Source organism: uncultured Maribacter sp. (assembly GCF_963977385.1).
Classification (GTDB): domain Bacteria; phylum Bacteroidota; class Bacteroidia; order Flavobacteriales; family Flavobacteriaceae; genus Maribacter.
Map to the genome: position 1 here is coordinate 137,013 of NZ_CAXBOU010000009.1, position 25,460 is coordinate 162,472.

General features: G+C 34.9%; 26 protein-coding genes. 10 read left to right on the forward strand and 16 right to left on the reverse strand.

Annotated features, from left to right (window positions below; genetic code table 11):
• Positions 1-12 precede the first annotated feature (12 nt).
• Genes AAC084_RS11230 through AAC084_RS11240 form a run of 3 tightly spaced genes read left to right on the forward strand, consistent with a single transcriptional unit; the run spans position 13 to position 2,434 of the window.
• On the forward strand, positions 13-867 hold the full coding sequence (locus tag AAC084_RS11230) for a tetratricopeptide repeat protein (RefSeq protein WP_339840276.1): 855 nt from the start codon (positions 13-15) through the stop codon (positions 865-867).
• Positions 864-1,823 (forward strand): GSCFA domain-containing protein, encoded by a 960-nt coding sequence (locus AAC084_RS11235; RefSeq protein ID WP_339840277.1) that lies wholly within the window; start codon positions 864-866, stop codon positions 1,821-1,823. Before AAC084_RS11230 ends, AAC084_RS11235 begins: the two co-directional genes overlap by 4 nt.
• A complete protein-coding gene (locus tag AAC084_RS11240; RefSeq protein ID WP_339840278.1) occupies positions 1,820-2,434 on the forward strand; it encodes a DUF4230 domain-containing protein in 615 nt (204 codons plus the stop codon). Before AAC084_RS11235 ends, AAC084_RS11240 begins: the two co-directional genes overlap by 4 nt.
• On the opposite strand, the gene AAC084_RS11245 is transcribed toward AAC084_RS11240, so the two are convergent.
• The gene (locus AAC084_RS11245; protein WP_339840279.1) at positions 2,424-4,223 is read right to left on the reverse strand and encodes an aromatic amino acid hydroxylase; all 1,800 of its coding nucleotides are present in this window, start codon (positions 4,221-4,223) and stop codon (positions 2,424-2,426) included. The genes AAC084_RS11240 and AAC084_RS11245 overlap by 11 nt on opposite strands.
• A 228-nt stretch (positions 4,224-4,451) precedes the next feature.
• Here AAC084_RS11245 and AAC084_RS11250 point away from each other — a divergent pair, with 228 nt between their 5' ends.
• Complete coding sequence (locus tag AAC084_RS11250; RefSeq protein WP_339840280.1) at positions 4,452-4,919, forward strand: Lrp/AsnC family transcriptional regulator; 468 nt, start codon at positions 4,452-4,454, stop codon at positions 4,917-4,919.
• Between the two features lie 64 nt (positions 4,920-4,983).
• Here AAC084_RS11250 and AAC084_RS11255 read toward each other — a convergent pair whose 3' ends face one another.
• Together AAC084_RS11255 and AAC084_RS11260 are read right to left on the reverse strand one after the other, a co-directional pair.
• Positions 4,984-5,553, reverse strand: coding sequence for a DUF4136 domain-containing protein (locus AAC084_RS11255; protein WP_339840281.1), 570 nt, complete (start codon positions 5,551-5,553; stop codon positions 4,984-4,986).
• Between the two features lie 75 nt (positions 5,554-5,628).
• Positions 5,629-5,787 (reverse strand): DUF5522 domain-containing protein, encoded by a 159-nt coding sequence (locus AAC084_RS11260; RefSeq protein WP_339840282.1) that lies wholly within the window; start codon positions 5,785-5,787, stop codon positions 5,629-5,631.
• Positions 5,788-6,324: 537 nt separating this feature from the next.
• Here AAC084_RS11260 and AAC084_RS11265 point away from each other — a divergent pair.
• Genes AAC084_RS11265 through hemL form a run of 3 tightly spaced genes read left to right on the forward strand, consistent with a single transcriptional unit; the run spans position 6,325 to position 9,349 of the window.
• The gene (locus AAC084_RS11265; RefSeq protein WP_339840283.1) at positions 6,325-7,230 is read left to right on the forward strand and encodes a pyridoxal-phosphate dependent enzyme; all 906 of its coding nucleotides are present in this window, start codon (positions 6,325-6,327) and stop codon (positions 7,228-7,230) included.
• The gene (locus tag AAC084_RS11270) at positions 7,227-8,063 is read left to right on the forward strand and encodes a glucosaminidase domain-containing protein (RefSeq protein ID WP_339840284.1); all 837 of its coding nucleotides are present in this window, start codon (positions 7,227-7,229) and stop codon (positions 8,061-8,063) included. The genes AAC084_RS11265 and AAC084_RS11270 overlap by 4 nt, the downstream gene beginning before the upstream one ends.
• A 5-nt stretch (positions 8,064-8,068) precedes the next feature.
• Positions 8,069-9,349 carry a glutamate-1-semialdehyde 2,1-aminomutase gene (gene hemL / locus AAC084_RS11275; protein WP_339840285.1) on the forward strand — a complete coding sequence of 427 codons (1,281 nt, stop codon included), beginning with the start codon at positions 8,069-8,071 and terminating at the stop codon, positions 9,347-9,349.
• On the opposite strand, the gene AAC084_RS11280 is transcribed toward hemL, so the two are convergent.
• The 9 genes from AAC084_RS11280 to AAC084_RS11320 all read right to left on the reverse strand — a co-directional run bounded on the left by AAC084_RS11280 (position 9,346) and on the right by AAC084_RS11320 (position 20,013).
• Positions 9,346-9,720: a MauE/DoxX family redox-associated membrane protein gene (locus AAC084_RS11280; RefSeq protein ID WP_339840286.1), complete on the reverse strand. Its 375-nt coding sequence runs from the start codon at positions 9,718-9,720 to the stop codon at positions 9,346-9,348. The two genes, hemL and AAC084_RS11280, sit on opposite strands and share 4 nt — an antisense overlap.
• A 48-nt stretch (positions 9,721-9,768) precedes the next feature.
• Positions 9,769-11,229, reverse strand: coding sequence for a vanadium-dependent haloperoxidase (locus AAC084_RS11285; RefSeq protein ID WP_339840287.1), 1,461 nt, complete (start codon positions 11,227-11,229; stop codon positions 9,769-9,771).
• A 299-nt stretch (positions 11,230-11,528) separates the two neighbouring features.
• Entirely contained in the window at positions 11,529-11,984 is a 456-nt protein-coding gene (locus AAC084_RS11290; protein ID WP_339840288.1) for a hypothetical protein, read from the reverse strand.
• 162 nt (positions 11,985-12,146) lie between these two features.
• Positions 12,147-12,326, reverse strand: a complete 180-nt coding sequence (locus AAC084_RS11295; RefSeq protein WP_339840289.1) for a hypothetical protein — start codon at positions 12,324-12,326, stop codon at positions 12,147-12,149.
• A 180-nt stretch (positions 12,327-12,506) separates the two neighbouring features.
• Positions 12,507-14,996: a zinc-dependent metalloprotease gene (locus AAC084_RS11300; protein ID WP_339840290.1), complete on the reverse strand. Its 2,490-nt coding sequence runs from the start codon at positions 14,994-14,996 to the stop codon at positions 12,507-12,509.
• A gap of 195 nt (positions 14,997-15,191) precedes the next feature.
• Positions 15,192-16,622: a DASS family sodium-coupled anion symporter gene (locus AAC084_RS11305; protein WP_339840291.1), complete on the reverse strand. Its 1,431-nt coding sequence runs from the start codon at positions 16,620-16,622 to the stop codon at positions 15,192-15,194.
• Positions 16,623-16,676: 54 nt separating this feature from the next.
• Complete coding sequence (gene lysS, locus AAC084_RS11310; protein ID WP_339840292.1) at positions 16,677-18,368, reverse strand: lysine--tRNA ligase; 1,692 nt, start codon at positions 18,366-18,368, stop codon at positions 16,677-16,679.
• Positions 18,369-18,450: 82 nt separating this feature from the next.
• Complete coding sequence (locus tag AAC084_RS11315; protein WP_339840293.1) at positions 18,451-19,011, reverse strand: thioredoxin family protein; 561 nt, start codon at positions 19,009-19,011, stop codon at positions 18,451-18,453.
• A gap of 105 nt (positions 19,012-19,116) precedes the next feature.
• Positions 19,117-20,013: a LuxR C-terminal-related transcriptional regulator gene (locus AAC084_RS11320; RefSeq protein ID WP_339840294.1), complete on the reverse strand. Its 897-nt coding sequence runs from the start codon at positions 20,011-20,013 to the stop codon at positions 19,117-19,119.
• Positions 20,014-20,262: 249 nt separating this feature from the next.
• On the opposite strand from AAC084_RS11320, the gene AAC084_RS11325 reads away from it, so the two are divergent.
• The 3 genes from AAC084_RS11325 to lipB are packed head-to-tail and all read left to right on the forward strand — an operon-like array spanning position 20,263 to position 21,895.
• Entirely contained in the window at positions 20,263-20,418 is a 156-nt protein-coding gene (locus AAC084_RS11325; protein ID WP_091620128.1) for a YqaE/Pmp3 family membrane protein, read from the forward strand.
• 11 nt (positions 20,419-20,429) lie between these two features.
• Entirely contained in the window at positions 20,430-21,167 is a 738-nt protein-coding gene (locus AAC084_RS11330) for a hypothetical protein (protein WP_339840295.1), read from the forward strand.
• A 26-nt stretch (positions 21,168-21,193) separates the two neighbouring features.
• Positions 21,194-21,895, forward strand: coding sequence for a lipoyl(octanoyl) transferase LipB (lipB, locus tag AAC084_RS11335; RefSeq protein WP_339840296.1), 702 nt, complete (start codon positions 21,194-21,196; stop codon positions 21,893-21,895).
• Between the two features lie 46 nt (positions 21,896-21,941).
• Here lipB and AAC084_RS11340 read toward each other — a convergent pair whose 3' ends face one another.
• The 4 genes from AAC084_RS11340 to AAC084_RS11355 form a co-directional block, all read right to left on the reverse strand.
• The gene (locus AAC084_RS11340; RefSeq protein WP_339840297.1) at positions 21,942-22,634 is read right to left on the reverse strand and encodes a hypothetical protein; all 693 of its coding nucleotides are present in this window, start codon (positions 22,632-22,634) and stop codon (positions 21,942-21,944) included.
• A gap of 95 nt (positions 22,635-22,729) precedes the next feature.
• Positions 22,730-23,779, reverse strand: coding sequence for a kelch repeat-containing protein (locus tag AAC084_RS11345; RefSeq protein ID WP_339840298.1), 1,050 nt, complete (start codon positions 23,777-23,779; stop codon positions 22,730-22,732).
• Positions 23,780-23,894: 115 nt separating this feature from the next.
• Positions 23,895-24,605 carry a hypothetical protein gene (locus tag AAC084_RS11350; protein ID WP_339840299.1) on the reverse strand — a complete coding sequence of 237 codons (711 nt, stop codon included), beginning with the start codon at positions 24,603-24,605 and terminating at the stop codon, positions 23,895-23,897.
• Between the two features lie 115 nt (positions 24,606-24,720).
• Positions 24,721-25,413: a hypothetical protein gene (locus AAC084_RS11355; RefSeq protein ID WP_339840300.1), complete on the reverse strand. Its 693-nt coding sequence runs from the start codon at positions 25,411-25,413 to the stop codon at positions 24,721-24,723.
• Positions 25,414-25,460: the final 47 nt, after the last annotated feature.

Consider the following 25,460-nt stretch of genomic DNA (forward strand, 5'->3'; position numbering starts at 1 on the left):
CTAGATAGTTTTATGAAAAAGTATTTAATTATTTTACTGACTGTTGCCTCGTGTAATTTGGCAACCAAAGACCAAAATAGCACAGATGCTTCTGAGGGCTCTGAAGTTATATCACTTACTTCTGTCGATTCAATGCGGATTAAAGGTTTTATTCAAAAAGCGTTCAATACACCTTTACATTCTTTAGAACATCAACAATTTTTAGATTCAGCTCTTGCTATTCAGCCAGATAATGGGTGGCTTTGGCAACAAAAAGCTATGCCTTTATATAAGGCAAGAAAGTATCAGTTAGGTAAGCCATTTTTAGAGAAAGCCGTTGAACATGATCCTAAGAAATGGTTGGATTACAGCGCGTTCATGAAATGTATATTTTCAAAGGATTATCTGAAATCTATATCCGAATTCATGAGGGCCAAAAAAGATTATGGCGACGGTTATGTTATGGATCATACCTATAATTTTTATATTGGTTTAGACTATCTTCAATTGAATCAATTCTCTAAAGCCAAAGAGTTTTTATTACTAAGTAAGGAGCAACAATTTATAGATTTCCCTAAAGATCCGCCGCAAGAGGCGTGTCATTATTTAGATTGGTATTATTTGGGTATTGCAGATTTTGAGCTTGGTAATTATCAAGAAGCAATAGAATCTTTTAATATGTCTTTAATGGTTTATGAAAATTTTGCTGATGCACATTATTTTAAAGGTAGAAGCATGACTAAGTTGGGTAATGTGGAAGAAGGGGTAAAATGGGAGAAGCAGGCATTTGAGAATGGAGACAATACTATTAATGAGGATAATGTTATTTATGAAATTTATCCTTATCAAGTTTTTCATAAGTTAAATGAAAGTGTGCGACCAAAATGAAACTCTTTACTCAAATTCCATTATCTACAGCGCAATCTCAAATTGATTATTCAAGTCGGTTATTGTTATTAGGGTCTTGTTTTTCTGAGAATATAGGGGCAAAATTTAGTCATTTTAAGTTTTTAAATGAGCATAACCCTTTGGGGATTTTATTCCATCCTTTAGCGATTGAGAAATTGATTGATAAAGCTATTCATGAGCAGTTATTTACAGAGAATGATATATTTAACGATAATGAACGTTGGCATTGTTTTGATGCTCATTCTAAATTGAGTAATTCATCCAAAGAAAAAATTATAACAGACTTGAATTCCGCAATTGGTCTGACGCAAGTTCAATTAACAAAAGCAAGTCATGTCATTATTACGCTAGGTACTGCATGGGTATATCGTAAAACATCAAATCAACAAATAGTTGCCAATTGTCATAAGGTACCACAGACTAACTTCACCAAAGAACTTCTTGATTGTAAAACTATAGAACAAAGTTTGGCGCGAATGATGTCCTTGGTTCAATCAGTTAATCCTACTGTAGAATTCATTTTTACCGTATCGCCAGTACGCCATTTAAAAGACGGTTTTGTGGAAAATCAATTGAGTAAGTCGCATTTGATTAGTGCTATTCATGAAGTTGTAAAACTTGATGGGGCGTCCTATTTTCCGAGTTATGAGATTATGATGGATGAGTTGCGTGATTATCGTTTTTATGCGAAAGACATGGTGCATCCTAATGAAATAGCGATTGATTATGTCTGGGGAAAATTTTGCGAAGTATGGATTGATGGTAGTGTTAGTGATACAATGACCAAGGTTGATGAGATACAGCGAGGGTTGAAGCACCGTGCTTTTAATCCGGAGGGAATTGCTCACCAAAAATTCATAACATCGTTAAAATGTAAAATTGCGTATATAAAACTAACCTATCCTTTTATGGATTTTAAACTTCCTGAGGTATGAAAAAGTTTATAGCTGGAGTCATAATTACATTGGCGATAGTATTTGTTGTTCGTTCTTGTAACGACGGTAAAGAAGATAAATCGATTCTGCAGGAAAACTCAATGCTGATACAGCAAGAAATCAAAAACGTATCTAAGTTAATTGTCACTGAAGGTCATTTTGCAGAAGTGTATAATTATAAGGATTCAAGGGAACTTTTTGGCCCATTATTACGTGCAGAGAAAAAAGCATTGGTAGTTGTGAATGCCGATGTAACCGTTGCCTATGATTTAAGTAAAATAGATTTTGAAATTGATGAAGATACAAGAACGGTGAAAATAAATAGCATACCAGAAGCGGAAATAAAGTTGAATCCTGATTTCGAATATTATGATGTTACCGCAGACTATCTGAATCAATTTGATGCTGCCGATTATAATAAAATTAAGAAAACAGTAAATGCTTCATTAATGAAAAAGGTAGAAGCCTCGTCATTAAGAACCAATGCTGAAAATAGATTGATAAGCGAATTGCAGAAGTTTTATATTCTTACCAATTCAATGGGATGGCGATTAACTTATCAAGAGCAAACGATTGAATCGTTAGATGGCTTACAGACTATTAAGCCGTAGTTTTAGTCTCGGTTTCAGCTAATTCTAATCCATCATCAATTAATTGCCCTAAGTTCGGCTGGTCTTGTTTTATAGTTTCAAGGTGATTTTTTATACTATCCGCTAAAATCTGGTCACCACTTTTAAGTGCCAGTTCATAAATCTCAATAGGCAATAACCAATCTGTCGGATACTTTTCCTGTATTCCTTGAAACACTTTGGTTCTTGAGATAATTGTATTCTTTCCTTCTCTAAAATCACGTATTAATTTATAATACGATTCAAGTTCACTTAAACTACTATTATCATTGTTTATGGTGCTTGTGCTTAACGTATGGTCAAGTAAATCGAAACTTTTTAAATCTGCTGGGCCATGGTAGGCAGAAACGATTTCTTCGCCGATAGCCATATTATATAATTCATTATAAGATTCAAAAAGTACTTTTCCTTTATAAGAAACTTTACAATTCTCAAAGGTGATTAAAATGATACGTCCCTGTAGATTGCGTGTACCTGTAATTATTTTACCGGTAACATTAATGCCTCCGGTGAAATCTAACGATACTATTTCACCTTCATAAATTTTATATGCCTTTAGGTCACGCGGGCTCATTTCTTCAATAGGGATGTTTATTCCTTTTAGTCTGCCGATAGGTGACCCAAACCCTGTTTTGTGCTGGTTAATATCTTGGCCCACCAATTCTTTCTCTCTATAGGCAAGTGCTGATTTTCCTTTTGTTTGAAAATATAATGGTTTACCATCATGAGCTATTAGTGATTCGAAATTTCCGGATACCTGCAAGCCTGTACTTAGTTCAATTGTTCCTAACTCTTTAGAGTTAATTAATTTCTGTAAACCATCGAGACCACCTTTACGTAGTGCCATGGTGTTGGCGAAATCTTCTAAGACCTGACTTAAGAATGCAAAATCTGGAGTTACGAAAAGTTGAGGTTGAGGTTTTGTTATATCAAAAGAAGTTCTAGCAGCCTCTATCGAGTAAGGCAGTTTCTCGACCTTATCGGTCATACACCATTGACTTTCTCCGATAGAAGATAAAAGTCCAGCTCCATATATTTTAGGGTTATCTACAGTGCCAATAAGGCCGTATTCAACTGTCCACCAATGAAGATTACGAATAAAGGACATTTCGCTAGGTTCGCCCATATTGTCTTGTAGAAATTCAATATGTTTTTCAGCTTTTTTGATTTCTTCTAAAGCTGTTCCCTTAGCTTCTTTAATAATAGATAAATGGCGCACCGCTTCGTAAAGCTCAAAATCTTTAGCACTTGAAATGGCCTTGCAGCCAATCTCGCCAAATCGCCTTAAGTAAGCCGAATATTCAGGATTTGCGATAATAGGTGCATGGCCAGCACCTTCATGAATAATATCAGGAGCAGGTGTATATGCAATATTTTCTAACTGTCTAATATCAGAGGCAATTACTAAAACGTTGTACGCTTGAAACTCCATAAAAGCAGCTGGAGGAATAAAACCGTCAACAGCAACTGCCGCCCAACCCAAATCTTTTAAAATACGGTTCATGCCGTACATATTGGGAATGTTATCAATAGAAATACCAGTTTTTCTTAATCCTTCTAAGTATGAATTATGAGCTACTTGACTAAGGTAGTCAACATTTTTTCGCATCACATAACGCCAAACTGCTTGATTGATAGGAGTATAGTCCTCGTAGTTTTGAGGCTTTATATATTGTATAAGATGTTTTGGGAGTTTATCTAAAATAGGATTACTCTCATAGCCTGTAGAGTTCTTCATGTCATCAATAGTTTTAACTGTTTCCTTCTTCATAAATCTTTTTAATAGGTTTAACAAGTGAGATTTCAGACAAGTTAAATGTGTTTGAAAAGACTTTTGCTAAATTCTATTTTGGCACTCGATATTCTATTAAATATAGATAAATTAGGGTAATTAAGGTTATATTTTAACTAGATTGGTGAAAAAGACTATATTTACGTATAATATTAGGAATATATACTTTTTAGCAGGGAAAAGGAATAGTTAAACAGGAAAAAAATTATGGTAGATAAATTAGATGATATTGATAGAGCTATTTTAAAAATCTTACAACAAGATGCTAAAACGGTAGCTAAATCAATTGCAGAAGAACTTGGGTTGACGAAAACTCCCGTTTATGAACGTATAAAGCGTTTGGAGCAAGATGGTTTTATAAAGAAATATGTTGCCATTTTGGATAAGGAAAAAATAGAGGAAAGTATAACAGTTTTTAGTTTCGTCTCTTTAGAAACACAAAAAGGTGCATTAATGGATGATTTTTTTGAGAAAGTTAAAGAATATCCTGAGGTGGCGGAATGTTTTGTGGTTGGTGGAGAGTTCGATTTTTTATTAAAGGTGGTGGTGAAGAACCTTGATGCCTACTATAATTTCGCGAAATTTAAAATAGCCTCTTTACCTACAATAGGTGGGGTTAAAAGTGCCTTTGTTTTAAATGAAGTAAAGAACGATACTGTTTTTCCGTTATTATAAAAAAGTAGAGGCAGATAATATATTCCTATATCAACTGCCTCTTTTTTATAAGTTTAGATTGCTGTTATTTTGAAGCAATTGAATTTGGTGGGTATTGCTGTAATATCTGAGATACAAACTCCCGAATACGTGCCTCTTTTTTTGCCACATTACTAGTGCTTGAAAGGGTTCCTTCGCCTTTACCTTGCCAAACTAATTCATTGGTCTTGTTGTCTATCAAATCTATGTATAGAGAGCCTTGTGTACTGGCACTAACACTTGTGCCGCCCCAACCATAACCTGGTCCCCAGGCCCATGGGTTGTATCCCCAGCCCCAGGCACCGCCCCAGCCATAATTATTACTATAGACATCTACTCTTTCTTGTTCCTTGGTGAAAATGCTCACTAATAAATCTGGATTCTCTGATTTCACGAATCCTCTTGAACTCATTTCAGTTTCAATAGCTCTTAAAATACGTTTTTTATCTAAATCTGAAATTTGTGCTTTATCGATACCAGTTTTATAAAAGGCATAAGTTGTATATCCATTAAAATCTGCTTTCTGGTCATAATCTGACAATACCCTTACCGATGAACATGAAGTAATGAATACTAAAAGCAATAATGGAAGACCAAAGAATTTAATTTTTTTCATAACGTTATTTTTTTATGTACTATGTTTTCTATTTAAAATAATCACAATAATCATGCCGAATGCGTACAATTAATACTATTGTGTATTGGTTTTTGGGTCATAGCCATAAGGGCAATGTCTACAGCCGCTTTCACAACAATAACCACGTTTCTGATGGTATTGTTCGGTAAAAACCCTAAAGCCATCTTCAGACCAATAAAAATCACCTTCTTCTATCGGAATAAATTCTTTCATACACTCATTGAAATTTAATACCATAAAGTTAATTGATTCTGTTGATAACCTTAGTACTCTTAGTTTTGAAAATAGTAATAACAGACCTTAAGCAGGTTTTTAACCTTTGAACGGTATTGTTGGCAACAAAAACCAGTAATTTTCTTACAAAGATTTTTTGGCTTTATCTTTGTTATATAATATCCAAAGTAAATCTATGATATTGGTTTTTAGGCATTTCTTCTATAAAAATTATGTGGGGCTATCACTATGGCCCTTTATATTTTTAAAAAATGGAAGTTTAAAAAATGATGACATACTAATTAATCATGAAAAAATTCATTTGCGTCAGCAACAAGAATTATTGATTATTCCATTTTATATTCTCTATTTATTAGAATGGACGATTCGTGCAATTTGGTATATGGACTCTTACAAGGCATATCAAAATCTTAGTTTTGAGCGTGAGGCATATTTACATGAAAATAATTTGGAGTATTTGTCTAACAGAAAATCCTTCAGCTTTATTAAATATCTTTGTCGTTAAATACGACTCGTTTGCAAAGTAAGAATCAACTTGTGGAATTACCCTTATTTGCAGAAAAGCAAGTTACGCTTGTTTTAAAACGTGAAGATTTATTACATCCTTTTATCTCAGGTAATAAGTATAGGAAATTGAAGTACAATTTATTAGAAGCAAATAACAGCGGTCACGGTACAATTCTAACTTTTGGCGGCGCTTTTTCAAACCATATTGAGGCAACTTCTTTTGCAGCAAAAGAAAAAGGATTCAAATCTATCGGAATTATTCGTGGAGAAGAGCTTGTAGATTCATGGCATAAAAATACCACCTTGCTTAAAGCGCATGAAGATGGTATGAAATTTAAATTCGTAAGTAGAGATGATTATAGAAGAAAAGAAGATTCAGATTTTCTGGCTGATTTGACTAAAGAATTCGGAGAGTTTTATCTAGTACCTGAGGGGGGTACAAATACCTTAGCTATTAAAGGTTGCGAAGAAATAATCACAGAAGACGATAAGCAGTTCAATTTTATATGTTCCAGTGTAGGTACGGGTGGTACCGTATCCGGATTAATAAATTCTTCATTTCCACATCAAGAAGTATTAGGTTTTTCATCTTTAAAAGGTGATTTTTTAAAAAAGGATATTGATAAATTAACCAATAATATACGTTGGAATTTAATTTCGGATTATCATTTTGGAGGATATGCTAAGATTTCACAAGAGTTGATTCACTTCATTAATGAATTTAAAAAATACACCAATATACCGTTGGACCCTATTTATACAGGAAAAATGATGTTTGGTTTGTTCGATATGGTTAGGCGTGATACTTTTGCAAAAGGAACAAAAGTTTTGGCTATACATACTGGTGGTCTACAAGGTATTGCTGGCATGAATAGTGTACTGAAAAAGAAAAAATTACCTTTGTTAGATATATGAATAAGAAAATATTAATACTTCTGATTATAGGAATCAGCTTTGCTTCTTGTAAATCTAAAAAAGCGTACGCTGATCAGTTGCGTACAAAGAACGTACTCAATGAACGAAAAAAATCAGGAGACGTTAAGCCTAATAAGGAGCGAGAAGTTGGGTTACCAGCAGAACCGTCTAAATTTATTTCATTCAGAATTGAATCTCCTTCAGAATATATAGAAACTTTTGCCGAAACTGCACAGTTAGAGATGATGGGCTATGGCATACCAGCAAGTATTACCTTGGCTCAGGGTCTTTTAGAGAGTGGTAATGGTAAAGGTGAGCTTGCTATGAAAACAAATAATCATTTTGGTATAAAGTGCCATAAAGGATGGGATGGCGATTATGACTTTCATGATGATGATGAAAAAGGGGAATGCTTTAGAAAATATAATCATCCTATGTATTCTTTTAGAGATCATAGTATATTCTTGACGACCAGATCTAGATATGCTTTTCTATTTAATTTAAAACATACCGATTATAAAGGTTGGGCAAGAGGTTTGCGAAAGGCAGGCTACGCTACCGATCCAAGATATCCTCAAAAACTTATTTATTTAATAGAAAAACACGGTTTGCACAAATATGATGGACAGATAAAAAAAGCTGGCTATGATAACACTACTATAGTTGCCACCGAGTCAGATAGAATGCATACTGTAGAAAAGGGAGATACCTTATATTCCTTGTCAAGAAAGTATTATATGAGTGTAGATGAAATTATGCAGTTGAATCGTTTAAGAAGTTCCGATTTGTCTATCGGGCAAAGAATTAAGGTGAAACTCAGTAAAATCAATTAAGAGAAATGATCTATCAAAGAAGTAGTGCCTTATTTGCTGAGGCTAAAAAATATATACCTGGTGGCGTCAATTCCCCTGTACGTGCTTTTAAAGCTGTTGGCGGTGACCCTATTTTTGTTAAAAAGGCAAAAGGAGCGTATTTATATGATGAGGATGGTAATAAGCTAATTGATTATATAGCCTCGTGGGGTCCATTAATTTTAGGTCATGCACATGAGCCTGTTATTAATGCAGTAATCGAAAAGGCTCAAAATGGTACGTCATTTGGCATGCCAACCGAGATTGAAACAGAACTGGCAAAATTGGCTATTTCAATGGTGCCTAATATGGACAAAATTAGATTTGTCAATAGTGGTACTGAAGCTTGCATGAGCGCTGTACGTTTAGCTAGAGGCTATACAGGAAAGGATAAGATTATTAAATTTGCAGGGTGTTACCATGGCCATTCAGATTCGTTTTTAATACAAGCGGGTAGTGGTGCGGTTACCTTTGGTAGTCCAAATAGCCCTGGAGTAACACAAGGCACTGCAAAAGATTCGTTGTTGGCTGCTTATAATGATTTAGATGGAGTAAAAGAACTTGTAAAAGCCAATAAGGGAGAATTGGCCGCTATTATCATTGAGCCAATTGCGGGTAATATGGGGTGCATTGTGCCTACAGATTCTTTCATTAAGGGCTTACGTGATATTTGTACCCAAGAAAATATTCTTTTAATTTTCGATGAGGTGATGACGGGCTTTCGTTTAGCCAGAGGTGGAGCACAAGAGGTTTTGAGTATAAAAGCTGATATCGTAACCTACGGGAAGGTTATTGGCGGAGGTTTGCCAGTAGGTGCTTTTGCAGCAAAGTCTAAGATTATGGATTTTTTAGCTCCTGATGGTCCGGTATATCAGGCAGGAACATTAAGCGGTAATCCGTTGGCCATGAGTGCAGGTTTGGCAATGTTGACCGAATTGAACAATAACCCAGAAGTATTTCAGAGTCTAGCTGATAAAACAGAATATTTACATAAGGGTATTGCCAAAGTTTTGACCACGAAAGGTGTAGATCATCAAATTAATAGATTTGGCAGTATGATTTCTGTACATTTTACAGAAGAGCCCGTAGTTGATTTTACTTCTTCTGCAAAAGGTGATAATGAGACTTTTAAAACCTATTTTCATGGTATGTTAGACAAAGGCATTTACTTACCGCCAAGTGCATTTGAAAGTTATTTCTTAAACGATGCATTAAGCTACGCTGATTTAGATGATACTATAAAAGCTTTAGAGGAAATAAATTTCTAAGGTTTTAAGCGGTAGGTTTTGTAAATCCACCATCCAGCGGCTATGAATAAAAATTGAATAGCAATACGGATATAGGCAGATAATTTAGACCCTATGGCTGGTAAATCTTTTGTTAAGTCCCATATATGTATTGGTAAGAAAGCAATCATAAGTAGAAAAAAACCAAGCCCACCCCACTTTCTATACTTTGGTATTAAAAGAGCAATTCCTACTGATGCCTCCGCAATAGCGGATAAAATATGGGCCAGAGTTTCAGGAAAGAAATCGGGTATAAATTCTTTGTAAGTTTCAGGCGTATATAGATGATTAAATGCCCCTGCAAGCATTAGAAAAGCTAGGATGAAAATTACTACAATCTGAAATATTTTCATGTTGGATAAATTTAGATTTTCAATTTAGCGTGATGTTTTTAAAAGTATCTATTCACCGATGTGTTTTTGATAAAAGCCCCAGGCTTCTTTAGCAACATCTCTTCCCAGTTTTAAACCAGCGATATTATCTGCTTGAATATGGTATCCGCCTAATACCCTTGATGTACCGGCCATTTCTGCTGCCTCGGTAAATGTTGGGAATATTAAAGTTATGGTATCTCCTAGGTTATCTGGTTCAGTCATTGCACCTGCAACTAACTCTGCTGTAGAGCCAAATTCATCACTTCCTGTCCATAATTTCAATGCTTCGCCACAACCACCACTAATTGTGCTATGTCCTGAAACATAACTAGGGAATGGTGGGCATAAAAATATCTCTGGGGAATATGGTCTCCATTCACTTCCATCAATTTCCATCATCTCTTTGCCTTCACCGCCCCAGGCTATTATTTTTTGGTTATTGTAATATTCGTGCACTAAGGCATAAGGTCTGGCATAATCGTAAAACATTTTTGAATCCCATGAAGCAATAAAAGAATCCATAGCAACTACTTGATTATAAAAATACATTTTTACGTCTTGATCTAGTGTGTGGTTATCTCTACGAGAAACATCTTGGGCAAATTTCAACCAATGACCTGCTTGTTGAACAGATTGTGGTCCATCTCGCATAAACTCAACCAAGGCCTTTTGGTAATCTGTAAGGTTGGCTTGCATATCTATAACTTCTTTTACTTCTATCTCTAGTTGTTTTGATCCTACCATTGGTGGTGGTCCTGGGCGAAACTGGTCTCCTGATTTTAAAGCGATAGGTTTCACCTTGTCCCAATATGGAGTTAAACAACCTGGAGCAAATCGTCCGCCGTTCCCGTCTGAAAAATATTTTGGTTGCCAGCGATTGGGGTTTATATTAGAATCTGCTGAATTTACCGGTTCATATCCAATATAGTTAAAGTAAGGCTCTCCGTTTGAATTTTTTTCTTCACCATAATGATTAGAGCCATCACCTTTTCTAGCTTCAATCACTGCTCTTGCGGCCAAATTGCCTATACCTTCTGGGGTGTTTGGGTCAAGAGTTTTATTAGTGGGATCCAAACCCAATTGTTTCATGAAATTTGAAAATAGCTCTTTATCAGAATAATAATATTCATTCATTGTTCTAAACGCGGCATAGCTTATAGCAGTTTCTTTGTTTTTTAGATTTTGCTCGTTTAATGCTTGTCGTTCAACTCCATTTAAATATACAGGTATAGCTTTTGAATCATATCTTGACCATGCATCAAAAACAGAAACGAAAATTAGGGCTAAATATCTTGAGGTAATAGTTGGTCTTGGTTTGAATTTTTCTGTATCATTTGCTGTGGCTTGCAATGCCATTTGTCCCCATTTATAAGCAATGTTGTTAATGCCTTTCGGTTCAGGTTCTGGTATGATTTGTGGATTTTTTGGCGCTTGTTTAAAACTAAATAGCAATAAAGATGCAAGGCAAAAGAATACTAGTTTTTTCATTTTTGAAATTTATTCTAGTTCTATCAATCTAGAAGAAAATATTGATAGTTGATATTAAATATTTTTCAGCTTTAAATGTAATGAAATTATAAATTTTAGCAGATAGGAAGTTTGAATATTATCGTGTGTAGAAATAAAATTTTGATATGCCTTCTTATATTGGGCTTATCATATGTATTTAACTTAATGATTTTAGTCAATAAAATTTATGAAAAAGAATACATTTTTATCGATGAAAGAATCAAACGCAAAAAAGACCTGCTAAAAGCAAGTCTTTTTTTAAAAACTAATTATTTTATCTATTGTTTTGAAGAGCGCTTTCCTTTTTTGTTACCCTCTTTTTTATTATGCCCACGCATTTTATTTCTATGACTCATTTTCTCCCATTTTTCGAATTGGTCAGCAGTAAGTAAAGATTTCATCTCTTTTTTACGTGCAATTTGATAATCTAATCTTTCATTTTGCATGGCGTACTTTTCATCTGCTGTCAGTACTTTTTTACCTTCTTCTTTGCTAGCTTTTCTCTCCTCCATTTTCGACTTTCTCAACTTCGCATCTTCTGTAAGTATAGATTTCATTTTTGTTTGCTGAGATTCATTTAAATCTAAGGCCAATGTCATCTTTTTGGTTTGAAGTGTTGCTACCTGTTCTGGGTTTAAATCTTTCATGTTACCGCTATTGCCTTTCATGTTATGATTTTGAGCAGTAGCCGAGATACCTGCCATTACTAAAATGACCATTATTAATTTTTTCATGTTTATTGTTTTATGTATTTGATTCTTGGACATGATTTTTTCAGATAGGTTTAACTCAGTAATGTATTTTAGTAAATATTTAACGGCACCAGCAATATGCCATAAATCAAAAAAGCACGGCTTTTAGGCCGTGCTTTTAAGTAGGTAAGTTCTGTAAATGTATTAATTGATTTGATTCGTATCTTCTAGATTTTTATAAGGATTAATTACAATGTCAACTTCTTGTTCAAAGGTATTCGTTGCTAATTCCTCTTCTACATCTGTATTAACGCTTTGATGATATATTACCGAAGCACAGATGAAACAACCTAAATAAATGAGACTTTTTAATTTACTGGTCATGATTTGGGGGTTTTTAAATTTTTACTAATCTATAGAACATTAACGCATGAAAAAGCCCATTGTTGTGAAATGGGCTTTTTTTGATGTCAGAGATATTTTAATTGTGGTAAGTAGATTTCATTCATCGATGATATTTGTTTTTTATCGATTGAGTGAGAAAGTGAACTACTTTAAGTGACACTATTTCGGGTCTAAAATGAGGTTAATGCGCTCAGAAACATCGTCTAAGTGGTATTTTGTCATCATATCAGGTGTTCGGTTCCTTGCATTTCTGATTTCTCTTTTCAGTATGTTTAATTCTGCTCTTGCAACGGTTCTAATATCCGATTGGCTAGTGTTGACAACAGTCGATTTTCTGTAGCCACCGAAATCAGATGCTTTAGATTGGTTATCTACCGTTAATAGATATTCTAAGCGATCAATGTGGGCTTTTTGCAAGTTTCTTCTATAGGTGTCTATAGTGGTACCATTTTTAAGCTCAGACCAAATACCCTTACGAAGTTCGCTCATCATTTGTGCTAAAGAATATGCCTCTTTCGAATTCGATGTTTCAAATTCTATAAGTCTTGCCATCTTTCCTAAACTCAACACATTGTTTAATGTCCGTACTTGCATTGAACGCATTTGTTCTAAAAAGCCAGAGTATTCGGTACGCTCTAAAATATCTTGGTCTAACATCCACATTGGGGTTTCGAACAATTGAACATTTAAAAACGCCATTGCTTTTTGTTGATGAGCTTTAGGTACTGTTGTGTAGACAGCACCTTCTTGGTCGTAAGTTTTATGGTTCTCATAAACTCCTCCAATATTATTAGAAACATGACCCATGTATCTATTGAACTGAGAAAAAACTTGTCCGTATAGTTTATTAAGGTCTTCATAATTTTTTCCGTCCTCAGCAGTCCATTCTATAAGCTTAGGAACAATCCTTTTTAAATTCGCGATACCATACTCACTAGCTTTAACGGCATCATCTCCCAAATCTTCAGTCTGTGAGCTAGGGTCAACAATATCGCCTACCTGCTGATGACCGAAGCGATATAAAGGATCACCAGAATGAGCCATTATCCATTTATCTAAAATAGATTTTTCATCTTCGGCGGTTGTATTCAAAATAGGTTTGTATCCCCATTGAATAGCATATTTATCATAGACTCCTATATCAGGCATTAAAGCCACACCTTCGTCACCTGGTTGTGCTATATAATTAAAACGAGCATAATCCATAATGGACGGAGCTGTACCGAACTTCTCTGTGAATGATTTTGAGCGAAGAGAATCTACAGGATAAGCAACACTGCTACCCATGTTATGTGGTAGGCCTAAAGTATGCCCAACTTCATGTGATGAAACAAAACGAATCAATCGGCCCATAACATCATCATCGAAAGAAACTCCTCTAGCATCAGGGTTGATAGCTGCGGTTTGTACGAAATACCAGTTTCTTAATAGGCTCATAACGTTATGATACCAGTTAATATCAGACTCTAGTATTTCGCCACTTCGTGGATCGCTAACGTGCGGGCCATTTGCATTAGGTATAGGTGATGCTAAATAGCGGACAACGGAATAACGAACATCTTCAGGAGACCATTCTGTATCTTCTTCTAAAGTTGGCGGTTCTTTTGCTATAATGGCATTTTTAAAACCAGCCGCTTCAAAAGCAGTTTGCCAATCTTCAATACCTTGTTTTATAAATGGCACCCATTTCTTTGGGGTAGCTCTATCAACATAATAAACAATTTGTTTTTTTGGCTCTACAAGCTCACCATTTTTATATTTTTCCAAATCTTCGTCCTTAACCTCTAAACGCCATCTATCTAAAAACTTAATGGTTTTACTTTCTTGGGCATTTAGTCCGTAATCTACTTGGCCTCTAGCGAACCACCCAACTCGTTCATCAAAATAGCGACGCTTCATAGGTTTTTCCGGTAATAAAACCATGGAGTTATTAATTTCAACAGAAATAGAACCTAAACTTTCATTACTTGGGGCTTCACCTGCCAAATAGGTTTTTACATGACGTACTTCTACATTTAAAGGATAACTTTTTATAGACTCAATATATCCTCTACCTTCATCTAAACGTGAAACTTTATAACGTTTACGATATTGTTCGGGCATTCCGAAAGCTTTGGTGTCCTTTATGAAAATATCATTTACCTCAATTACGGTGCTAGGGTTTAAGGAGTCTTTTTTAAATGCTTTTATATCGAACGCATAAAGAACGGGTTCAAAATTAGAATTGAGAACTGCCTCGTGAACAGGTAAAGAATCTGCGGCGACTACGTCATGTGAAACAACACGTAGCAATACTTTTTTATCTTTCTTTTCCCATCGTAAAACCTGAGTGTTTATTTTTCCACCTCCAAAACCAATACCAGATGCTGTTTTAGATATACGACTTACCATCAACATTTCTTTGTTAAATAAAGAATCTGGTATTTCGTAAAAATGATTTTCTTCAACTATATGTGTAGTAAATAGACCTTCGTCAGAAACGGCATCTTTTGTTATAACCTTGTCGTAAGGTTGAATCTTATCTTTAGAAGATTTATCGGCTTCTTTTTCAGTGTCTTTTTTCTTCTTTTTAAAAATTTGTGCTTCGGCATTTTGATAGCCAAAGAGGCATAGTAATAGGAATAATTTTAAAAGTAATTTTCTTTTCATTTTTGAGTTAGTTTGGAAATATTTCAAAGATTAAAATAATATCTGAAACAGATAGTTAATAATATCTTAAGCCTATTTTGTAACAATCAGTTGTAGAAGGCGTCTATTAAGTAGGAATAATCATTTTATACATTCTGAATTAGTCAATTATAAAGCCCTTGCATATGCAAGGGCTTTATTTTTTTAGGAGTTTACTTAAAACAAAAGAGGAAGCACAAATTGAAACAGGCCTATTAATAATAAAATGGCAATTAAATTTAAAATAACGCCTGCACGTGCCATTTCATGAACTTTAATATAACCACTCGCAAAAACAATGGCATTAGGTGGTGTGGCCATGGGTAACATAAAAGCACAACTACTAGCCATGGTAATGGGTATCAGTAAATAGGTTATTGGAATGCCAAGCCCTATAGCAATACCAGCAACTACAGGGGCGAGAACAGCTACTAAAGCGACATTACTCATTAGTTCTGTCATAAACAGCATTAAAATAATCAGTAACGATGCTGTTAGAAGAATACTTAGGTTGCTTTCAGCGATAACTTCTGCGACTAAGTCTACAATTCCAGAGACAGACATTCCGCTGGCTAATGACAATCCGCCGCCAAAGAGTATTAAAATACCCCAAGCTAGTTTTTGAGTATCGTGCCATTGCAGAATAAAATCTCCTTTTTTGAGATTATAGGGTAATGTAAACAGCGCTAAAGCCGCGAAAATACTGATTAATGTATCTGACAAGCCTAAGCTAGGAAAGATGGAATTAATTAAAGTTCTAAATACCCAAAGAAAAATCGTAACTCCGAAAATGGCTAAAACCATTTTTTCTTTGCCAGTTGTAGAACCAAGTTTTCGTAACTCTTCATGAATAATTGTTTTTGATGCTTTAAATTTTAAATTTTGGGTCGGAAAAAATACTTTCACCAATACAAAATAGCAAAGAGAAATCATAATGAGTGAGAAAGGTAGCCCGATAATCATCCATTTTAAAAATGATATTTCAATTTGATATTCATTTTCTAGCAAACCAATCAATACAGAATTTGGTGGTGTACCAATAACCGTTGCAATGCCACCGGCATTGGCTGCAAATGCAATACCTAACATAACGCTTAATGCAAAATTACGATCACGTTTAGTAAAACCGTCTTCGTCTTCAATCAATAAATTAATTACCGACATAGCAATTGGTAGCATAACCACGGTACTTGCGGTATTACTAATCCACATGCTTAAAACCGCTGTAGCAATCATAAAACCCAGAACTACCTTATTAGCTGTAGTTCCTGTAAGTCTGATGATATTTAAGGCAATTCGTTTGTGAAGATTTACTTTTTCTAAGGCTAATGCCATTACAAATCCACCGAAGAATAAAAATACTATAGGGCTTCCATAATTTGCACCTACGTCACCAATAGGCATTATTTTAAGAATGGGAAACAGCAATAGGGGTAGTAGTGCTGTTACAGAAATTGAAACAGCTTCTGTAACCCACCATATGACCATCCAAAGTGCAACGGCCACAACTGCATCTGCATTTTCGGATATAAGTACATTCGGTAAAAAAATCAGTATAAAAAATATGATAGGGCCTGTGAACAGGCCTATTTTACTACTTAGGTTCATGCTGGTTGGTTTTGCCAGCTTCTAAGCTACTATTTTTAATTACCCTAGTAAAATCTAACTTGAAATTTCAACAAATAGAATATCACCAACTTTGTAAATCTTGGCTAATTGCAGTTTCGTAATGCCTTTGATACCCTTGTCCCAAGCTTTATTACTCAAATCAGCCTTAGTTTTAAGAACATCGAGTTCCATTTTCTTTTCTGATTTTAAGATTTCAAAAATCACTTTTTCGTTATCAGATAATTGAAGCGGTTTTTTCTCAGGTCTCATTTGTGGGAAAAACAATACCTCTTGAATAGATGCGTTATTGGTCATTAACATAACCAAACGGTCTATGCCGATACCTATACCTGAAGTTGGAGGCATGCCATATTCAAGTGCACGCAAGAAGTCTTGGTCGATGAACATAGCTTCATCATCTCCCTTTTCCGAAAGTTTCAATTGATCTTCAAATCGTTCTCTTTGATCAATAGGGTCATTAAGCTCAGAATAAGCATTTGCTAATTCTTTACCATTTACCATAAGTTCGAAACGTTCTGTTAACGCAGGGTTATCGCGATGCTCTTTCGTTAGCGGACTCATTTCTTTTGGGTAATCGATAATAAATGTTGGTTGCACATAAAAGTGCTCACATTTCTCTCCAAAAATTTCATCGATAAGTTTACCGACACCCATAGTTTCATCTACGTCAATGCCTAATTTTTTAGCAGTTTCGCGTAATTCATCCTCAGGCATACCGGCAACATCAAATCCTGTATGAATTTTAATTGCTTCTAATATAGGAACTCTGGCATATGGCGCTTTAAATTCAATTTCATGTTTACCTACAGTAACCAAAGTAGTACCATTAGAATCCATCGCTATTTTTTCCAACAATTTCTCTGTGGTATCCATCATCCAGTTGTAATCTTTATACGCCACATAAAGTTCCATTACGGTAAATTCTGGGTTGTGGGTACGGTCCATACCTTCATTACGGAAATCCTTAGAGAATTCATAAACACCATCAAAACCACCTACAATTAACCTTTTTAGATAAAGTTCATTAGCAATTCTCAAGTACAATGGAACGTTAAGCGCATTATGATGTGTTAAAAATGGGCGAGCCGTTGCACCACCAGGTATAGGTTGTAAAATTGGTGTTTCAACTTCTAAATAACCTTTGTCATTATAGAATTCACGTATACTATTAGTTATTTTGGTTCTTTTAATAAAGGTCTCTTTAACCTTTGGGTTGACCACTAGATCTATATAACGTTGGCGGTAACGCATTTCAGGGTCATTGAATTCGTCAAAGACCTTGCCTTCGGCGTCTTTTTTAGGTAATGGTAATGGTCTTAATGATTTACTGAGCATGGTGAATTTCTTTACCATAATAGTTTTTTCACCGACCTGAGTAGTAAATAAATCACCTTCAATTCCGATGATATCACCAATGTCTAAAAGTTTTTTGTAGACATCGTTGTATAAAGTTTTGTCTTCACCAGTACAAATTTCATCTCTGTTAAAATATACTTGAATACGACCCGAACTATCTTGTAGTTCAGCAAACGACGCTTTACCTTGAATACGGCGAGACATAAGTCTACCTGCTACAATTACCTGTTTGCCTTCTTCATAATTGGATTTTATATTTGCCGATGTGGCATTTACAGGATATAAAGCTGCTGGATAAGGATTAATACCCAAGGCTCTTAATTTCTCCAATTTTTCTCTTCTGATAAGCTCTTGCTCTGATAATTGCATATAAAATAATTAAAAAGCAAAATTACCCTTTGATTATAACATACACAAGGTCTAAGGTTATTCGAATTCGTAATTGTTGAGGTTAATCAAAATGAAGAGATTGAGAATAATTTGGGGTGTATTTTTGTTGTGAAACTATAGCCAATATATCTTCTTCTAATGAGATTACAGGAGTTTCAACAATCCTATTCATTTCTCTTCCATTTTTATAAAATATAAAAGTGGGAACAAGGTGTATGTTTAGTCCCCATTCTTCCCCTTGCGGACTTTTCTTGTAAAACTCCTTTCGTTTATCGACTGCAACTATTTTAAGGTTTTCAAGGGGGAAATCGGCTGCTTCTAGAATTTTAATGAATCGTGGTACTTCTCGTTTGCTATCACCACACCAAGTACCCATAAAAATAAGAATCTGATGAGCTGCAAGATTGTCTTTTATCTGGTCTGAAATAGTCGTGTTTACTTTGTAAGATGCTAATTTTGGTTGAAACCATTCTTTGTAAGAGTAAGAGGAGAGACCTTCAATATTAATTTTACCCACCAGGAAGGGTTGCTGGTTTTTAACACTAATTTCTTGATTGATTTTTTGTGATGAAATAATGGTTGAGGTAAAAAGTAAAAAGGTAAAAAGAAATAATGATTTCATGATTTTCAGTTTTAAAATTAGACTTGAAAATTCTAGAAATTGTTAATTGAATCTTGATTTTAGGGGGTGGAAATAAGGACTAGTCCCTAGATGGATATTTGAATTCTATTGAAAACGTTGCTTTATTTCTTCCCTCGAATTAACGTTTAGTTTTTTGTAAAGATTATTAATGTGAGTTTTTACGGTACTTACACTGATAAACATATCGGAAGCAATTTCTTTATTCGTTTTATTTTTTAGAATTTCTTTTGCAATGTTTTGTTCTTGTTCTGTTAGCTTTTCTAAAGAATTATTTCGCATTTTTTTAGCCAGTTTCTTCTGTTTGAGTGCCAAGAATATATTTAGAAAGATTGAAAGGGTTAAAAGAATAGTTAAGAGCCATTTCCAGACACTAGAAAATGTCGTTTTTTTATTCACTAGCTGCTGGTCAACAGCAATTTCAGTAACATATAAATCGGTAAAAGGGGCATCGGGGTATTTAGAAACTAACCGATCTCCAAGGCCGGTATAATAACCCGAGTTAATGTCTTCCCGATAATAGCTATATGTTTCATTTCTTTTGTCAGATAAAAAATTAAAAATATAGAGTTCAGCTAAAGGTTCATCAAGGTTTATTCCGAAGTTCTGAAGAGTTGAAAACCATTTTTTAGAATTTAGTTTTCTATTGGCGTTACTTTTAAAATCATTAAAATCAAAAGCCATTTGTTCTTTCAGTAATTCAATTTCGAGTAATGCTGAAGATTGATTATTAGTAGATATAATTTCACAAAGTGCTTCGTTGGCAAATGAGGTTGGAAATGTAATGGTATCGTTATTGTTGGCTATGAATAATATACTTTTGCTGTATTCACAACTTCCAAAAAAATGCTCTGAATTTGAAGAGGTATCTGGGCAATCATCCAAATGAATACGATAAATGCGATTTTTGTTAATGAGGTTATTTCCATTGAAATTAAAATAACCTAAAGAATCGGTAGTGGTTTTTTTTAGAATCTGCTCCATAGAAATCCTATCTAACTTTCTGTAGTCTTCAATAATAGAGAGATAAATAGTTTCGTTATTAACCTTACCTGCAATCTGACCGCTAAAGCTATATTGTGAAGAACCCTTTAAGCTAAGTAGTATAAGTGAGATAAAAACTAACTTTCTGATTATAGAATAGGTAATGAATGTCTAAAATAAATGATTTTGTAACAAAGCGATTAAATTTGCGACTTATAAGGTACATCAATCAATCAAAATAATAATCAAATGAGTTTACTAAGAGTTTTGCTCGCTATTTTTTTTCCACCCTTAGCCGTTTTAGGTAAAGGTTGTGGGTCTTTTCTAATTGTTCTACTTTTGACTTTTTGTGGCTGGGTACCTGGTGTCATAGCTGCATTGGTAATTTTGAACAATCCTAATTAGAACCATATTACATGAGATTTTTTAAGGTATTAACTACGATTTTTATCGCCACACTTTTTGTTGCTTGTAATTTTACGGAAGAAATTCATTTTAATGAAGATGGTACTGGTAAAATGAATATCAGTTTTGATGGTGGTGAAATGATGCAGATGCTACCTTCCTCAGATTCTACACAGTTAGATAAGGCCATAGACTCTACCCTTGTTTTTAGAGATTTGTTGCGAGATAAGAAAGATAGCATTTCTCAATTATCTGCTGAACAACAAGCCAAGTTAAAACGGTTAGAGCCGTTTAGCCTTCATATGAAAGTGGAGCCAGAAAACGGCATAATGAATTTTGACATGTATACTGATTTTAAAGATGTGTCAGAGGTAAACGATGCCTTTAATGCATTTCAGAATGCCAGTTCTGTTGGCCCAATTGCTGGCGGACAATCAATGCCCGAAAATGCAGCTGACGAGACTACAGAAGTTAATTATAGTTTTAAGAAGAATAAATTTAAAAGAGAAACTATCATTCTAAATCAAGAATTATTTGAAAAAAGTATAGATAGTCTAGCTAGCGCAGAAATGTTTCTATCAAGTTCTACCTATACCTTTAAATACCATTTTCCGAAGCGTATAAAATCAACAAACATCGAGGAGGCAACCTTTTCGATGGATGGTAAGACAATGATACATGAGGTTAATTTCTTGGATATGATGAAAGACCCAGAATCTATATTGATAGAAGTGGAACTTGAAAAATAGGCAAGTGCTTTTTGTATCTTTGTATCATGAATAAAAGAGTGCAACTTCAAGATTTAGGTTTAAGGGACTATAAAGAAACTTGGGATTTTCAAGAGAAACTTTTCAAGGAAATCATTGGCCTTAAGATTAAGAATAGAAGAGAGGACGATAAAGCAGCTACACCAAATTACCTATTACTTGTAGAACACCCTCATGTTTATACACTTGGTAAAAGTGGAGACATCGATAATCTTTTAGTAAACGAAAGTCAACTAGGGGAAAAAGGAGCTACATTCTACAAAATAAACAGGGGAGGAGATATTACCTATCATGGTCCGGGTCAAATAGTGGGATACCCTATTTTAGATTTGGATAATTTCTTCACCGATATTCATAAATACTTACGTTTCTTGGAAGAAATCGTCATTCTTACTTTGGCCGATTACGGAATAGAAGCAGAACGGTCTAAAGGTGAAACAGGGGTTTGGTTAGATGTAGGTACTCCATTTGCACGTAAAATTTGTGCTATGGGTGTGCGAGCCAGTAGATGGGTTACGATGCATGGTTTTGCTTTAAATGTCAATGCTGATTTAGGATATTTTGATATGATGATTCCTTGTGGAATTAAAGGTAAGGCTGTAACTTCTTTGAATGTTGAACTAGGTAAAAAGGAAGTGGATATGGATGAAGTAAAGCAAAAACTATTGAAACATTTCTCACAACTATTTGAAGCGGAAATTATAAACTAGAAAACCGAGGTCTAAGCCTCGGTTTTCTTTTACTTGTGATAGACCATTAGTAATCCAACCCCAAATAATCCATAACTTCTTTGTAGTTACCTGTATCAATACCATCTTTTTCCATTTTTTCTAAAGAAGGGGCATTGTTTTTACCTGATAAACTTGAAGGTGCTATAAGTACATATCTCACTTGAAGGTTTGTTGGGGGAGTAGGTCGTGCTACTTTGTCGTTCACAATCGCAAGAGCTACGTATTGGCCAACCGCCATAGAGTCATGAATTTCATATTGTTTTCCTAAACTTACAAATGGAACTGATGATGCGGTTGTGTTTGCACTAGTAAATTTGACATAACTTAATAAGGCGTACGAATTAATTACTTCTTGTGTAATATTTGTATCAGAAAGCTCGAAACGTGCCTCATTGTTCGAATTCCAACTGTTTGGGAAGTCGAGGTTGGTCCAACTAGAGGCAATAACATTTGCATTACCATCTTGTCCGTTAACACCATCTGTTCCATTTTCTCCGGCCGGGCCAGCAGGTCCCGTTGCTCCAGTTTCGCCTTGCGCACCAGGTACGCCAAGTGCCTCGCCATCTTCGCCAGTTGGGCCTTGTTCACCTTGAATTCCCTGTTCACCTTGTGCACCGGTAAGACCAATGGGGCCAATGTCCCCATCTTTAGAACAAGAAGTTAATGTAATGGCAAAGACCATAATTACACAAGTAATAAAATTCATTGTAGTTTTCATTTCTTATAATTTTAAGATTATTTGCTTTTTATGAAAACCAGTTGAAAAGGTTAACATAAAGAAAAGATTAAATGCATTTTATTCTTAGAATCTGTTTATTCTACACTCCAAATATTATCGGTAATAATACTGGCCATAGAACTATCAGGGCGGTACCCGCCGAAAATCCATAATTTGTTATTGTAATTCAGACTAGAATGACTTTGAAGACCTTTGTATAAAGGTTGTTTTTTGTCATATTTAAACCAATATTTCATATTGCTTGAATACCAAATATCCCCATAAAAGGTTCGGGCACCAGACTTATCCCAACTTTCCCCTCCTATAACCCATACCTTTCCATCAAAAATAGTTGCTGTATGGTTTATTCGATTTTCAAAAATTGTGGTTGCCGGTCTATTTTGATGCCAATGACTCCCATCTGCACTAGCCCATACCTCGTTTGTTAATTCAGCTCCACGAATCCATCCTCCGATTACATAAATATATCCATCGAAGACTATAGTTTTATAATGGCTTCTAACGGGGAAGGCATTATCGGTTTCTATTCTCCAATTGATTCCATCAGAAGAGGACCATATCTCTTCATTTTGTCGTCCATTGCCTAGAAAAACATACAATCTCTTTTTAAATACGATAGAATTATTTTGTCCTATTTCGGTTAAAGGAGATAGTGACCTTACTCTAGTCCAATGAATACCATCTGTAGTGTTCCATATATCACTTAAAATCTCGCCAGTATTGTTAATACCGCCAATGAGCCACATTTTGTTTTTGAATACAAGTAAAGAATGATTTCTGCGTTCTTCGAACAGATTTGAAGTAACTAGTTTCCAATTTATTCCATTATTGCTTTTCCAAACTTTTGAATTTGAATTCCATGGCGGTGTATGACTATTGTCTCCGCCCACCAGCCAGAGCTGGTCTTTAAACAAGGTCATTGATTGACCTGCAAATCCACCCATTTCGCTACTCGTTGTTTCCAAATTAAAATTTAAGTTGACGTTGGATTCAAATAGGGTTCTTCCTGATAAGGACTGGCTGTCTAATTGATTGCTTGAAGGCTCGAGATATAGCTCTTCTTTTTGACAGGAGAGGATTATTAGTGCTATCGAGATAGTGGTGATAATTTTTATTGCTTTCATAATGATTGAATTGAATGTTCGGTCTTTAATGAAACTCAATTGAAAAGGTTGACAAAAGCGCATAAAAAAAACCGAAGTATAAGCTTCGGTTTTTTCTTTTGTTCAAAGTTGGAATTTAGTAGTCCATCCCAAGATAGTCCATTACTTCATGGTAGTTAGAAAGATTTACGCCATTTTCTTTCATTTCTTTTATAGTGTATTTATTATCATCTCCTGTTTTAAGTGAAAGTTCGTATGGGGCGATTAATACATAACGTACGAAACCATCTATAGGGTCAAGGGTGCCTACAGTATCTGGATTGCCCATTTCGGTAATTTTATACTCACCAATGGCCATTCTTTGTTCCATAGTAAAAGACCTAAATAAAGGTTCCGTAAACGGTATGGCATAAACTTCAGAATAAGAATCACTATAAGAAAAGTAACCTAAAACGGTATAATTGTTCAATACATCTTGCGTAATTCTAGAATCGCTTATAGTGACAGTTGCGGCTGAGAAAGAATAATTATCAGGAAAATCTGCTACTATCCAACTTGAAGCAATTACATTGGCATTGCCATCTTCACCATCCTCGCCATTTTCACCATCAGTACCGTTTGTTCCATCTTCTCCTGCGGGTCCGGTCGCTCCAGTTTCACCTTGTGCACTAGGAACTCCTAGTGCCTCGCCATCTTCACCGTCTTGCCCAGCCGGACCTTGAGGACCTTCAATACCTTGTTGTCCAGAAGGGCCTATAGGGCCAATATCTCCATCTTTAGAACAAGAAGATAAAGTGATAGCGAATACCATGATTACACACTTAATAAAATTCATTGTAGTTTTCATTCCGTTTAATTTTATAATTATTTCCTTTTAATGAAAACAATTTCAAAAGGTTAACATCAGGGCATAAAAAAACCGAAGACTAAGCTTCGGTTCAGATTAAAAATTGGTTAGGTGCTTAGTTGCTATAAGCAGTGAGCATAGTACTACTCATTAAATCTCCATTTTTCTTATAGGTCTCTTGTTTTACCATGCCTACACCTTCTGCTAGCCATACTCTAGAAGGATAAAATTGATTTACCATCATCATCTTAGATTGATTCTCACTGTATAGAACATAACAATCATAAGTTCCTGCAGATGTAGTAACGCTTTCTTTTTTCTCAACTTTTCTGTTTAACATATCTACTGCGATGCTCATATTAATGCCACCCATGTTGATTTTCATGGTTACATTGGCATCATTTAGATTTTGACCAACGCTTAAATCATTAGGTATTTCAATATCATTACCACTAATTTCGATATCCATGTCGCCATATTGTTCCATCATATCGCTCGGCAATAGAGATTCGTAATCCAATTTAACCATGTTTCCAGTACAAGACAACTTATATTCAGTGTTATAAATTTCTTTCCCTTTTTCATCTTTAAGATTGATGGCCATTGTCGCGTTGGTAGTGTTACCCGCTGTATTTGTTTCGGTAACCTTATATGAGCTTACACCTTCAACTTTGCCCTTCTTGTTATAATTTGTGTATTCCATTGAAACACCTTCTGTCATAGGATAGAATTTGCTGCAATTGTCTTGTGCGGTAAGTGAAAGAATACCAATTAAGAAAAATAGTACGAGAAGTGACTTAGTTTTCATTTTGTATAACAGTTAAGGTTCTAATTAATAACTCTTTAAAAATATGA